Genomic DNA, 12,503 nt, shown 5'->3' on the forward strand with positions numbered 1-12,503 from the left:
ATCGAAGCGCATGACCGCGACGCCTGACACTGCTGAACTTGATTTGCTTCGTGCGACTGTTCGCCGCTTCCTCGCGGAGCAAGTCGCACCGAATGCCGACGTCTGGCGCGCGAGAGGATACATTGACCGCGATCTATGGCGCAGGGCAGGCGCGCTCGGCCTGCTTTGCGCCAGTTCGCCGGAGGAGTATGGGGGCGGCGGTGGCGACTTCCGGCACGAGGCCGTTATCATAGAGGAGTTGGCGCGGATCGCGTTTCCCGATTTCAGCATCCCGCTGCAAAATGTGATCCTAGCGCCGTATCTCACGCAGTATGGCACCGAGGAGCAGAAGCGCCGATGGCTGCCGCGCATGGCGAGCGGCGATCTGGTCGCGGCGCTCGCAATGAGCGAGCCGGGCGCTGGATCCGATGTCAGGGCGATCAGGACCCATGCCCGCCGGGAGGGCAACGAGTATGTCGTCAACGGGCAGAAGACCTTTATCACGCACGGCCACACGGCGGATCTGATCTGTCTCGCCGTCAAGACCGATACGGCCGACGGCAAGGGCGTTCGCGGCTTCAGCCTCCTGGTCATCGAAACCGGGAGGACGGCCGGGTTCCGGCGCGGACGCCGGCTCGACAAGGTTGGCCTGAAGGCCCAGGACACCGCCGAGCTTTTCTTCGATGATGCGCGCGTGCCCGTCGACAATCTGCTTGGGGCAGTCGAGGGACGCGGCTTCTATCAGCTGATGGAGCAACTCGCCAAGGAGCGCATCAACATCGCGATGCAGGCCCTCGCTTTGAGCGAAGCGGCGCTAGCTGAAACCGTTGCCTATGTGAAGGAGCGGGAGGTGTTCGGCAAGCGTCTGATCGAGTTCCAGAACACGCGGATGGTACTTGCCGAAGCCAAAACCGCCGCGTCCGTCACGCGCATCTTCGTCGAGACCTGCATTGACCGGCTGATAGCTGGAACGCTCGATGCAGAGACCGCAGCGATGGCGAAATGGTGGGCGACCGAGAAGCAGTGCGAGATCATCGACAACTGCATGCAGCTGCACGGTGGCTATGGTTACATGCTGGAGTACCCGATCGCGAGGATGTGGAGCGACGGCCGCATTCAAAAGATCTGGGGCGGCTCCAACGAGGTCATGAAGGAACTGATTGCGCGAGCGCTGTAACCGGAACGACGCCACGGCAGCTAGAAAGCCACCACGTGAGCGCTCAACAAATACACATCCTGATTGGAGATGATTATCATGAACCATTACGCCAAATACGAATGCCTCACAGTAGAGGTCGCCGACAAGGTGGCGACCGTGACCTTGAACCGCCCGCAGGCGCGCAACGCCATCAATCAGAAGCTCATCCGCGAGTTGCGGACGATTTGGGACGACCTTGCCGACGATCACGCTGTCAATGCGGTGGTGCTGACCGGCGCCGGGGAGTTCTTTAGCGTCGGTGGGGACGTCAAGGCGATGTCCGAACGGCCCGGCGGTGACGTGCTTGAAGAGGGTGAGGTCCACGACCCCATGATCAGCCGTCGCGGCGTGACGCGCCAGCTCGAGCTGGACAAGCCGATCGTCGCGGCCATTAACGGCGACGCCATCGGCCTTGCGGCGACGCACGCGTTGCTCTGCGACGTCACCGTCATGGCCGAGGACGCCCGGATCGGCGATACCCACGTCTCGCGCGTCGGCCTGGTCGCCGGCGACGGCGGCACGGTGATCTGGCCGCTGCTGGTCGGCATCAACAAGGCCAAGGAGTTTCTGATCCGCGGCACACTGCTGAAGGGCGTGGAGGCCGAGCGGATCGGGTTGGTGAATCACGTCGTTCCGCGTGCGGAAGTACTCGCGAAGGCTCGTGCGATCGCGGTCGAACTCGCCAACGGGCCGACCTGGGCGATCCGCTGGACCAAGTTGTCGATCAACCAGATCGTGAAGGATCGGGTGAACATGCTGCTGGAGGCATCGATGGCGCTGGAACAGGTGACGTTCGAGACTGCGGACCACAAGGAGGCGACGATGTCGTTCAAGGAAAAGCGCAAGCCCAGGTTTGGCCAGACCTGAGCAAAGCCCGCAACGCGAGCACCTGGAGTGCAGATGCACAACCGCATTACTGAAATGTTCGGGATTGAGGTCCCGATCTTCGGCTTCACACACAAGCCGGAGGTCGCGATCGAGGTGACAAATGCCGGTGGCATGGGTGCGCTAGCAGCCAGCTACTATCAGCCGGACGAGCTCGAACGCATCCTCACCGACATGGACGAGAAGACGGGCGGTCGCCCCTATTGCATCGACGTCCTGTTCGCCAACAAGGTCGGGCAGGTCACGCCAATGTCCGAGCGCCTCAAGGCGCTGCCGAAGGCACATCTGGATTTCGTCGAGAAAGTTCTGCATGACGCCGGGATTCCTCCGCTGCCGCCTGAGGTTGAAGCGGAAATGCTTCGGGAGAAGGCGCCTGGCCACGGACACACCGAAGAGGGCGTTCTTGAGGTTTTGGAGATCGTCGTTCGCCATCCGCAGGCGAAGTTCGTGCTGAGCGCGATGGGCGCGCCCCCGGCTTATGTCGTCGATAGGCTGCACAGCCGCGGCATCAAGGTCGGCGCGATGGCCGGTAGCGCCGAGCATGCGCTCAAGCATGTGCAGGCGGGCGTCGATCTGATCGTGGCGCAGGGAAGCGAGGCGGGAGGGCACACCGGCACGATCTCCTCGATGGTGCTTTGGCCGGAGGTCGTCGAAGCAGTTGCTCCGATCCCGGTGCTTGCTGCGGGTGGTGTCGGCAGCGGCCGTCATCTCGCAGCCGCCTTCGCCTTGGGAGCCGAGGGCGTGTGGTGTGGCACGATATGGCTCGGCTCTCCGGAGAGCGAGCTGTCTCCGGATATGCGCAAGCGCTTCATCGCGGCACGCTCGCAGGACGCGATCCAGCGCAAGTACGACACCGGAAAGCCGCTGCGTGGTTTGCGAAGCAAATGGACAGACGCATGGGACGCGCCCGACGCGCCAGAGCCACTGCCGCTGGCAGCACAAAAGTTACTCGTGGCACCCGCGCTTAAACGGCTCGAACGGGCCAACGCAGTGGATTACATGGGTTACATGTCAGGGCAAATTGTTGGGAGCATCAAGGCTGAACGGCCTGTTCGCGATATTATGAAGGCGATGACATCCGAATGTCTGGCTGTATTGAAGACCCTGGGTTCGAAGGCCTAGCTTTACATCGCTGCGGCAAAGGCCAACCCGCTGCTCGGTCTCGACCAGCGGGAGTTCGAGACAAATTCAGCTGCCCACGAGAAGGTGCGCTTCCCTAATGATCCGTCGGCAGATTCCTCCTCAAGGGGTAAGCTCCCGCCTCAGTTATGCAGTGGGAGCCGCCAAGCCAAGGCGTGACTGATAAGCTTTTAGGCAAAAGCTTATCAGTCGAGAAAAATGATTGCGTTACATCGAGACCACGGTCAGAAGCGGGCCAAATCGGGCTGGCCTATCGATTCAGACCTGACTTAATGCGGATCACTCATTCTGTCGACCTCTGACCCGGAGCGCGCTTCATTGGTAGGCTTCGGCGTTCACGTCAAATGTGAATCGGCGCTGTTTCGAATGCGGGACTAAGGTACAAAAAGTTCGATCACTGCTCAGTCGGACGATCCTCTGCGTCTCTGGTCCTTTTGAGTCGATCTATTGAGCGCGATCGTTCGTTCTGTGAACTCGGTGCCGATGTTCGTTGAAGTGCGTCGTTGTCCAGCAAAGGCCGCTGCGGATTCGGGCGCCTGAAGGACGTCAAGGTCGCCCCTCTCAAATGCTGAGGTAACGTGTTTTCTCTAACCTAGGAGCAAGCATGCGAAAGCCAGCTGTGCGATATGACTTGGACGACGTGACCAGATCCTTCATTAAGCTAGTTACGAGGGTTCCTCACAGGATCTTATGATTGGAAGCGAGATATGTGTTGCCGCGGGTTTGACATCGCGAGAACTCATCCCAAGCAAGGAATATGTGGTGATCGCCGTGCGGGCTAATGATGAGCAGCGTACGCACTTGAAAGTGCTAGGTCAGCAAGGTCGCGACGAAAAACTCATGCAAACAAAAGCACGGCGCGCCCCAACTACTCGGCGCGCCTCAAGACCTTGCCGCGGCAGAACAGCTTCATCGGTTCCGCCCGGTGGTTTGCTTATCGTTGCATCGACGGTCCGGCCAAAGTTACCGACGCGCCTCTCGTCGCCGAGAACGCTAGAACCATCGCTGAGCAGGGTACAAACTGACCGGTCGTTCCAGCTCAAGATAGGTGATCGAAATGTTCAATACACCGCGTCGCTACTAGGTGACTAGACCGGCAACGCGTGCTGGCTAGGGGGCCACCGCGCGCACGATGGCAATGGTTTCGAAGGCCTGTCGGCGTCGATAACAAGTAATAGTTTGATTTGCCGGCGTTTAGGTCGTTGCATTTGGTCAACAACGGATGGCTTCAACTGGCGGACTAAGAAGCTTTGAGTCACAAAAGGAGCCAGTTCGCCAACTGATAAGGCAGGCATTACCTTATCAGTTGGGGCTGGTGATGCTCTGCTTCGAAGACCGCCTGCAGGGCCAGCAAGGTCAACACCGGCCGGCTCCGCGGCCACCGAATATACAATCGGTCAGCTCTCGCTATGCACAGGCACCGCGCCGACCGCCGCAATCAGACGGACACGAAGACGAGCCATCTCCTCGGCGAATTCAACGAGTCTCGTCGTATCACCATAGGCGATCCACTGCTGGAGCACGACTTTTTCTTCCTCGACCAGGCCACCCTCGCGCTGCCATCCCTGAATTCGTGTACGAGCCAAAAGGGCCGGAACGAGACAAATTTGTCAGAGGGGGTCCGTCTGAAATGGCAAATTGCCGGTTGATTGCGATAAATCACTGGATTAGTTTGTGATTTCGTGCATTCTATATTGGAACTGATGTCGCTATAGCGATCCCGAAGAAGGACGCCGAAGGGAGGAAGGCATGACCGCGCTTCATGCTTCCAATTCATTCGTTCGGATGGTGGGAGGTGATCTCGTTTCGTCGAAGATCACCGCCACAGATGCGATGAGAATCGAGGTTCTGCGTCGGGTTTGCCGGCCCAGGATGGAGTGGCACTTCCGACAGCCCGAGGTTACGCTGTTCTGGTTTCGACGCGGCGCCGAAAATCTCCGGGGTATGATCGACGGCTGCAATGCCGCCCATCGTTTCAGCGAAAGAGCCAATCTCGCGCTCTTTCCAGCCGGTATGGAGATCCAAGGTCAATGGAATGTCGGCCCGTCGCTCGACTACGTCGTCGTGTTTCTCGATCCGGCGTTCGTGCGTGGCCGCCTCAAGGCCAACATCGACCGTCCGCTGGTCGGCTTCGCCCACGAACAGTTGACCAAGGGCCTGGAAGAACTTCGCCGCGAAGCTTTAGCGCCGGACAATGTGTTTGAGCTCTTTGCCGAGGGATGGGGTGCACAGGCCCTGGCCCATTTAGCGCGGGTCACCCAGATCGCCGGCCCGGAAAGGATCGTGTCGCGTGGCGGCCTGACAACGCGGGTTCTGACACAACTGGATGAGTACATCAAAGTTCGTCTTGCGGAGCCCATTTCGCTGGACGATTTGAGCGGTGTTGCCGGGTTGAGCAGGCGCCACTTCCTGCGAGCCTTCCAGGTCAGCACGGGAACGACGCCGCACCGTCACGTGCTCAATCTGCGAATCGAGGACGCCAAACAGCGGCTGACAGGCTCGGACGCAGATCTTACGAGTATTGCCGGTGCATCCGGTTTCAGCCATTCGCAGCACTTTTCTACCAGCTTCCGACGCGCAACCGGAATGACCCCGTCGGCATTTCGCCGTAGCCAGCTGTCCTGAGGCACCAGGTCGCTTTGCGGCGCTTTTTCGCAAATGCCGGCGTTCTGACGGAAGTATTGCATCACGTGTCCTTGTAGAGCAGCTCTGGCGTGGCAGCCCATCCGCGGAAGGCGGGCGCCACGGCAGATGAGCTGCGGGAGGACACGGATGAAGCGCACGAAAATTTTGGCGGCTGCAATGCTTTTTGCCGCCGGCACGGGGACGCAGGTCGCGCACGCCGAAGATCTGCCTCCCCTGAAGATCGGCCTCCTGCTTCCGTACAAGGGGGTTTATGCGGTTCCAAGTGAGGGCATTGACCGAGGCTTCCAGGTCGCTCTCGCGGAATACGGAAACAGCGCCGGTGGTCGACGCATTGAAGTGGTCCGGGCCGACGACGAATTGACACCGAACGTGGGCGTTCAGCAGTTCAATCGCCTGGTTCAACTTGAGAAGGTCGACCTGATAGCGGGTGTGGTCAGCTCAAGCGTCGGCATCGCAGTTTCGGGGTTGGCCGATAAGGCCGGCGTGCCGCTGGTTCTCGCGAACACTTTCGCGGACGAGATCACCGCCAAATTCTGCAGCCCGTATGTGGCCCGCACATCGTTCAGCGCCAACGGGTTTCAGTATAATTCGGGCAAGTACTGGGCGACCCACGGCATCCACACTGCCGTTATCATGGGCCCCGATTACTCCGCCGGACATTCCTTCCTGGACGCGTTCAAGCGTGGGTTCCAAGAGGCTGGCGGCAAGGTCGTTCAGGAAATCTGGACACCCTTCCAGAAGACCAAGGATTGGGGCGCAGCGCTGACCCAGGCGAGCAATTCGGGCGCGCAAATCATCTACTCGTTCTACGCCGGTGCTGAAGCCGTCCAACTGGTCAAGCAACATGCCGACTTCGGCTTGCGCGAGAAGCTCCCGCTGGTGGGAGACCACTGGATATACGACCAGCTCAACTGGTCGGCCCTCGGCGACCTGATCATGGGGCCGCAATTCATCACCACCTACCTGCCAACCGCCAAGACCGAGGCGAACGAAAAGTTCGTCGCGAGATACCGCGAGATGTTCAAGCAGGATCCTGAAGTCAATGCCGAACTCGGCTACGACAACGGAAAAGCCATCATGCTCACCCTGGAGAAGCTGGGCGGCAGGATGCCGGCGGACAAAGCTCAGTTCATCGCGACCATGCGAGGCCTGGTCTTCGACTCACCACGGGGAAAGGTCCGCTTCAATGCGACCAATAGCGCGCTGCTTGAGAAAGTCTACGTGGTGAAGATCAAGAAGGATCCGGCAGGCAATCTCCTGCCAACGTACCTGGACGAATTTGCGGGCGCCGAAGATTTGCCGGGATGCACGAAGTCCTTCTGAACCGGCTTCAGTGAAAGCGCAGTCAGATGCAGGTTTTCCTCACACAGGTACTGAATGGTCTGCAGCTCAGCATGCTGGTGTACCTTCTTGCCGCGGGCCTCACCTTGATTTTCGGGCTGATGAACATCCTGAACCTCGCACACGGCGCATTTTTCACGCTTGGCGCCTATTGCGGCGTCGTCGTTGCAAGTGCCACAGGCTCATTCTGGCTCGCATTGCTGGTGGGTCCACTGTTGCCGCTTGTGCTGGGCGCTGTCCTCCAGTCGATGCTGTTGCAGCCCCTCGCCGAACGTGGTCGATCCACCCATCTTGATCTCGCACTGCTTACGTTCGGCTTGCTTTTCGCGACGGCTGGAGCCGTTGAATGGTTGTTCGGGTCCGCTTTCCTGGCCGTACCGACGCCGCCAGTGCTGGCGGGCCACGTCAGTCTGCTCGGCATATCCTACCCGGTGTACCGGCTATTCATCATCAGCGTCGGCCTCGCGGTAGCCACCGGGTTGACCTTCGTCTTCGACCGAACGCTGCTCGGGGCGACACTACGCGCCGGCGTCGACGACCGCGCCATGGTGACGGCGTTGGGAGTGAACATCAACGCGCTGTTTGCGGCAGTTTTCGGCCTTGGAGCCGCACTGGCCGGCTTGGCCGGCGTCATAGCTGCGCCGCTCACGAGCGTCTATTCGCAAATGGGTATCACCATCGTCGTCGAGACTTTTGTCGTTGTGGTGGTTGGCGGTCTGGGCAATCTCAGAGGCTCCTTCTATGCGTCGCTCATCGTCGGGATGACGAATGCGATGTCGCAGGCATACCTACCTGAGGTCGAGATGTTTGCGATCTACGTCCTTCTGATTGGCGTCATGATCGTCCGTCCGCAGGGCATGTTCCGTAGCGTGGAGCGCGTGGCATGAGCGACGAGGTCACGATCGCTCAAACGACGGCGTCGGACAAGATCTCTCCCGTGGTCCAGGTCCGTCGTGCCACGCTCGTGCTGGCCGCTTCGGCTGCTCTGGGGGCGCTGGCGCTTCCTTGGCTGTCAACCCCCTACGCCACAACGCTAGCGATCGAGATCATGATCGCGGGAATATTTGCTTCAGGAATAAATCTGCTCGTCGGTACCACCGGGCTCGTCTCCTTGGGGCAGGGAATGTTCCTGGGTCTCGGAGGCTACGGCATCGGAATCGGGACGACAGTGCTGGGGCTGCCACTGTGGCTGTCTGTCCCTGCGACCTTGGTTCTGGTTGCGATGCTGGCAACTGGAATTGGCGTCGTCTGCACGCGCACCCGCGGCGTCGAATTCCTGCTCATTACGCTTGCGTTTTCGCAGATGTTCTACGGTGCTGCGATCAAGCTCCGGTTGACCAACGGTTCGGACGGAATGTCGGGCATCCCGCGGCCCGATCTTGGCTTCCTCGGCTTGAACGCTGATAGCTCGGTGGTTTTCTACTATTACATTCTCGTGGTCACCGTTCTTGCCGTCGCGGCCGTGTGGCGGATCGTGGATTCGCCGTTCGGCAGCGTCCTGGCCGCCATCCGCGAAAACGAAAGACGCGCGGCAGCCATGGGGTACACGGTGAGCAGCTACAAGGTCGGCGCGTTCGTCGTTGCGGCTGTCACCTGCGCCGTCGCTGGCATCCTTCAGTCTCAATACACCTACTTCATCAATCCGGACTCGATGAGCTGGCAATTGAGCGGCGAGGGTGTCCTGATGGTCATTATCGGCAGCACGACGACAGTGGCTGGTCCGCTAGTCGGCGCGACCGTCTTCGTCCTGGCGAAGCAGGGGCTGAGTGTCCTTACCACTGAGTACATGCTGTTCTTCGGCATTTTCTTCATGTTGGTGGTCGCGTTCTTTCGTAACGGCGTGGTTGAGGCATTCAAATCGGCCTTTCGGAGCAAGGCATGAGCACGCTCGAGGTCAGAAATCTGCACAAGGCGTTTGGCGGGCTCGATGTCATCTCGAACCTCAACGTGACGGTGCCGCCTGGGCAACGGCGCGCCGTGATCGGGCCGAACGGCGCCGGAAAAACCACCTTCCTCAACCTGATCACCGGCTGGCTGACACCGACCAGCGGTGAGGTGCTGGTTGACGGGCAGGCCGTCGCAACCGATCCGGAGAAAGTAACCCACTCCGGCATTGCACGCTCGTTCCAGCGCAACATGCTGCTCGAAGGTCTGACCGTCATGGAGAATCTAAGAGTCGCCTGCCAGGCCTTTGATCCTCGCCGCCGCGTCTTCTGGCGTTCGAAGGGAGAATTCGGCGATCTGTTCGAGAAGGCCAGGCAGGCCGCAGAACGGATGCACTTGATCGACATCCTCGACGTACCGGTCACGGATCTTTCGTACGGGCAAAAGCGGCAGCTCGAGGTGGCGCTGGCGCTGTGTGCGGATCCGAAAATCCTCCTCATGGACGAACCCGCGGCCGGAACTTCGCCGCAAGAACGGGCCCGGCTAATCGATCTCATCAATAGACTCCCGAAGGATCTGACGATCCTGCTGGTCGAGCACGACATGGATGTCGTATTCGCGACCTGCGACATCATCACCGTGCTCAGCTACGGCAAAGTGCTGGCCACAGGAACGCGTCGCGACATTCAGGAGGATTCCGCGGTCATCGAGGCTTACCTGGGGCACCGCCATGTTAAAGGTTGAGGACCTCCATGCTTATTACGGCGACAGTCATGTGGTCCAGGGAGTTTCGCTCAACGTCAGCTCGCGCGAATGCGTGGCGCTTCTCGGCCGCAATGGGGCAGGGAAAAGCACGACACTGAAGGCCATAGTCGGCCTTGTTCCGTCGCGCAAGGGCAAGGTGGTCTTCCGCGATCGCCGGATCGAGCGATTGCCGACCTATCGGGTCGCTCGGGCAGGCATCGCCTATGTTCCGGAAGATCGCGGCATCTTTCCGTCGGTAACCGTTGATGAGCACCTCGGCATTGCGGTGAGGGCGTCGCGTGGTCGCCAATCTAGAAAGACGGCGGATTATGTCTACGGGCTCTTTCCGCGGCTCGCGGAACGGCGCAGCAGTCTTGGCGGGCAGTTGTCAGGCGGCGAGCAACAGATGCTGGCGATCGGACGCGCACTTCTTTCCGGCCCCGATCTTCTTATCCTGGACGAGCCGAGCGAAGGATTGGCGCCCGTGATCGTGGACCATCTGGCGGACGTCCTTGAACTGATCAGGGACGAGGGCACGCCCATTCTGCTGGTCGAGCAGAACTATCGGCTCGCTGTGCGGCTCGCTCACCGGGCCTACGTTCTGAGCCAGGGATGCGTTCAATTCGCCGGAACGATGTCGGCGCTGGATTCCGATGAAGCCATGCGCCGCACGTATCTGAGCATTTGACAATTCAAGACACTTACAGAGTTCTGAAACCAAAGGAGAGTTCAATGCCGGGACCACTGAACGGCGTTCGTGTGCTGGACCTGACCGGGGTGGTATCCGGGCCATTTGCGACGATGTTCCTCGCGGATCAGGGAGCCGATGTCCTGAAAATCGAGCCGATCGGAGGCGACATCACCCGCCGCAGCCGGGCGACCATTGACAGGGCGGGCGAATTCTCCGCGTTGTTCATCTCCTCCAATCGAGGCAAGCGCTCTCTCTCCGTCGACGTCAAGTCCGATGCCGGGCGGGATATCCTCGCGCGGCTGGTCGCTCAAGCGGATGTACTCGTGCAGAACTTCCGCCCTGGAACGATGGAGCGGCTAGGCTTCGGAGTCGACGAACTGCGGAAGCGCCACCCCCGCTTGATCTACGTGTCGATCAGCGGGGTTGGAGACCACGGCCCTTACGTCAAGAAGCGCGTCTATGACCCGATCGTTCAGGGTCTGTCAGGCTTCGCAGACATTCAGTCGCAGCCGGTGACCAATCGGCCGCAGATGATCCGCACAATCGTCTGCGACAAGACGACGGCAGTGATGACCGCGCAGGCCGTGGCCGCTGCTCTGTATGCGCGGGAAAAGTCCGGGCTTGGGGATCACATCCACGTCGCCATGCTGGATGTCATGATCTCCTACCTTTGGCCCGAGGGGATGATGCAGTACACTGTCGTCGGTAAGGAGCAAACCGTTGCCGACCCCAACGACCGGCCCGATCTGGTCTTCAAGACGCTCGACGGCTTCTTGACTTGCGGCACGATCTCGGATTCGGAGTGGCAAGGGTTCTGCAAGGCCTCGGGCGATCCGGAACTCGTCAAGGACGAACGCTTTGCGACACCTACCGCTCGCTCGTTGAACGCAACCGCACGCATCAACAAGATGCAGGAATATGTCGGCCAGCGCACCACGGCGGACTGGCTCGAGCGACTTGACGCGGCTGACGTGCCGTGCGCGCCGATCTTGCGCCGGTCGGAAATCATAGAGAACGAACAGGTCGTCGCCAGAGGCATCATTACAGAATTCGAACAACCGGGCGTCGGCCGCGTTCGGCAGCCGAAGCCAGCGGCCCAGTTCGCCCTGAATCAGTCCGCGATCGGCGGGCCGGCGCCGCGGATCGGCGAACACAGCCGCGAGGTGCTTTGCGAACTCGCATATTCCGATGCGGAGATCGAAAAAATGATCGCAGACAAGGCTGTGCGGGTTGCTGTCATAAAGGAGAGCGAACATGCCTGAGTCGAAAAAAGTTGCATTGCTGGTAGGCGCGGGCGACGCAATCGGAGCTGCGGTCGCAAAGCGGTTCGCGCTGGGCGGCTTCATCGTGTGCGTCGCGAGGCGGGATGCCACAAAGTCGGGTCAACTCGGCGAAGAGCTCAGGAACGAGGGCTGTGACTTCCACGCCTTTTCGGTCGATGCGCGCAGTGAGGAGGCTGTGCAAGGACTGTTCGCGAAGGTGGAGAAGGAGGTGGGACCGATCGAGGTCTGCCTGTTCAATGCCGGATCAAACGTGAACAAGCCGCTGCTCGAAACCACCGAGAAGCTCTTTACCAGGGCCTGGGAGCTCGCCTGCTACGCCGGATTTCTCGTCGGCCGGGAAGCCGCACGCCATATGGTCCCGCGTGGGCGCGGCACGATCCTGTTCACCGGCGCGACGGCCAGTTTGCGCGGCGGCAAGGGCTTTGCCGCGTTCTCGGCGGCCAAATTCGGGTTGCGAGCGGTGGCGCAGGCCATGGCGCGTGAACTTGGGCCGAAAGGCGTTCACGTCATGCACCTCATTATCGACGCGGGCGTCGATAGTGTGGCCATCCACGAACGGATGAAGGCCGCGGGCGTGGATCTCGCGGCCATCAAGCCTGACAGCCTGACGAGGACATCCTCGATCGCTGAGGCCTATTGGTTCGCCACACAGCAGAGCCGCGACGGGTGGACTCACGAACTTGACCTGCGGCCAAGCGTGGAGGCCTGGTGA

General features: G+C 60.3%; 11 protein-coding genes. All 11 read left to right on the top strand.

Annotation, left to right across the window (positions count from 1 at the left end):
• Nucleotides 1–10 precede the first annotated feature (10 nt).
• The 11 genes from ACVIW0_RS10465 (at nt 11) to ACVIW0_RS10515 (ending at nt 12,503) form a co-directional block, all read left to right on the top strand.
• Nucleotides 11–1,156: an acyl-CoA dehydrogenase family protein gene (locus tag ACVIW0_RS10465; RefSeq protein WP_461352247.1), complete on the top strand. Its 1,146-nt coding sequence runs from the start codon at nt 11–13 to the stop codon at nt 1,154–1,156.
• A 78-nt stretch (nt 1,157–1,234) separates the two neighbouring features.
• Complete coding sequence (locus ACVIW0_RS10470) at nt 1,235–2,044, top strand: enoyl-CoA hydratase/isomerase family protein (RefSeq protein ID WP_461352248.1); 810 nt, start codon at nt 1,235–1,237, stop codon at nt 2,042–2,044.
• Between the two features lie 33 nt (nt 2,045–2,077).
• Nucleotides 2,078–3,184 carry an NAD(P)H-dependent flavin oxidoreductase gene (locus ACVIW0_RS10475; protein WP_461352249.1) on the top strand — a complete coding sequence of 369 codons (1,107 nt, stop codon included), beginning with the start codon at nt 2,078–2,080 and terminating at the stop codon, nt 3,182–3,184.
• Between the two features lie 1,767 nt (nt 3,185–4,951).
• The gene (locus ACVIW0_RS10480; RefSeq protein ID WP_461352250.1) at nt 4,952–5,827 is read left to right on the top strand and encodes a helix-turn-helix domain-containing protein; all 876 of its coding nucleotides are present in this window, start codon (nt 4,952–4,954) and stop codon (nt 5,825–5,827) included.
• Nucleotides 5,828–5,974: 147 nt separating this feature from the next.
• Nucleotides 5,975–7,171 carry an ABC transporter substrate-binding protein gene (locus ACVIW0_RS10485; RefSeq protein WP_461352251.1) on the top strand — a complete coding sequence of 399 codons (1,197 nt, stop codon included), beginning with the start codon at nt 5,975–5,977 and terminating at the stop codon, nt 7,169–7,171.
• A gap of 26 nt (nt 7,172–7,197) precedes the next feature.
• On the top strand, nt 7,198–8,076 hold the full coding sequence (locus ACVIW0_RS10490) for a branched-chain amino acid ABC transporter permease (RefSeq protein ID WP_461352252.1): 879 nt from the start codon (nt 7,198–7,200) through the stop codon (nt 8,074–8,076).
• Nucleotides 8,073–9,071, top strand: coding sequence for a branched-chain amino acid ABC transporter permease (locus ACVIW0_RS10495; protein ID WP_461352253.1), 999 nt, complete (start codon nt 8,073–8,075; stop codon nt 9,069–9,071). Before ACVIW0_RS10490 ends, ACVIW0_RS10495 begins: the two co-directional genes overlap by 4 nt.
• Nucleotides 9,068–9,817: an ABC transporter ATP-binding protein gene (locus ACVIW0_RS10500; RefSeq protein WP_461352254.1), complete on the top strand. Its 750-nt coding sequence runs from the start codon at nt 9,068–9,070 to the stop codon at nt 9,815–9,817. The genes ACVIW0_RS10495 and ACVIW0_RS10500 overlap by 4 nt, the downstream gene beginning before the upstream one ends.
• Nucleotides 9,804–10,505: an ABC transporter ATP-binding protein gene (locus ACVIW0_RS10505; RefSeq protein WP_461352255.1), complete on the top strand. Its 702-nt coding sequence runs from the start codon at nt 9,804–9,806 to the stop codon at nt 10,503–10,505. Before ACVIW0_RS10500 ends, ACVIW0_RS10505 begins: the two co-directional genes overlap by 14 nt.
• Before the next feature lie 44 nt (nt 10,506–10,549).
• The gene (locus ACVIW0_RS10510) at nt 10,550–11,770 is read left to right on the top strand and encodes a CaiB/BaiF CoA transferase family protein (RefSeq protein ID WP_461352256.1); all 1,221 of its coding nucleotides are present in this window, start codon (nt 10,550–10,552) and stop codon (nt 11,768–11,770) included.
• Nucleotides 11,763–12,503: an SDR family NAD(P)-dependent oxidoreductase gene (locus tag ACVIW0_RS10515; protein ID WP_461352257.1), complete on the top strand. Its 741-nt coding sequence runs from the start codon at nt 11,763–11,765 to the stop codon at nt 12,501–12,503. The genes ACVIW0_RS10510 and ACVIW0_RS10515 overlap by 8 nt, the downstream gene beginning before the upstream one ends.

The organism is Bradyrhizobium sp. USDA 4454, from assembly GCF_054822705.1.

Bases quoted from the DNA above. Each gene is read 5' to 3' on its own strand.
- ACVIW0_RS10475 (WP_461352249.1), top strand. From the start codon at position 2,078: ATGCACAACCGCATTACTGAAATGTTCGGGATTGAGGTCCCGATCTTC.
- ACVIW0_RS10510 (WP_461352256.1), top strand. From the start codon at position 10,550: ATGCCGGGACCACTGAACGGCGTTCGTGTGCTGGACCTGACCGGGGTG.
- ACVIW0_RS10470 (WP_461352248.1), top strand. From the start codon at position 1,235: ATGAACCATTACGCCAAATACGAATGCCTCACAGTAGAGGTCGCCGAC.
- ACVIW0_RS10500 (WP_461352254.1), top strand. From the start codon at position 9,068: ATGAGCACGCTCGAGGTCAGAAATCTGCACAAGGCGTTTGGCGGGCTC.
- ACVIW0_RS10515 (WP_461352257.1), top strand. From the start codon at position 11,763: ATGCCTGAGTCGAAAAAAGTTGCATTGCTGGTAGGCGCGGGCGACGCA.
- ACVIW0_RS10485 (WP_461352251.1), top strand. From the start codon at position 5,975: ATGAAGCGCACGAAAATTTTGGCGGCTGCAATGCTTTTTGCCGCCGGC.
- ACVIW0_RS10465 (WP_461352247.1), top strand. From the start codon at position 11: ATGACCGCGACGCCTGACACTGCTGAACTTGATTTGCTTCGTGCGACT.
- ACVIW0_RS10495 (WP_461352253.1), top strand. From the start codon at position 8,073: ATGAGCGACGAGGTCACGATCGCTCAAACGACGGCGTCGGACAAGATC.
- ACVIW0_RS10505 (WP_461352255.1), top strand. From the start codon at position 9,804: ATGTTAAAGGTTGAGGACCTCCATGCTTATTACGGCGACAGTCATGTG.
- ACVIW0_RS10480 (WP_461352250.1), top strand. From the start codon at position 4,952: ATGACCGCGCTTCATGCTTCCAATTCATTCGTTCGGATGGTGGGAGGT.
- ACVIW0_RS10490 (WP_461352252.1), top strand. From the start codon at position 7,198: ATGCAGGTTTTCCTCACACAGGTACTGAATGGTCTGCAGCTCAGCATG.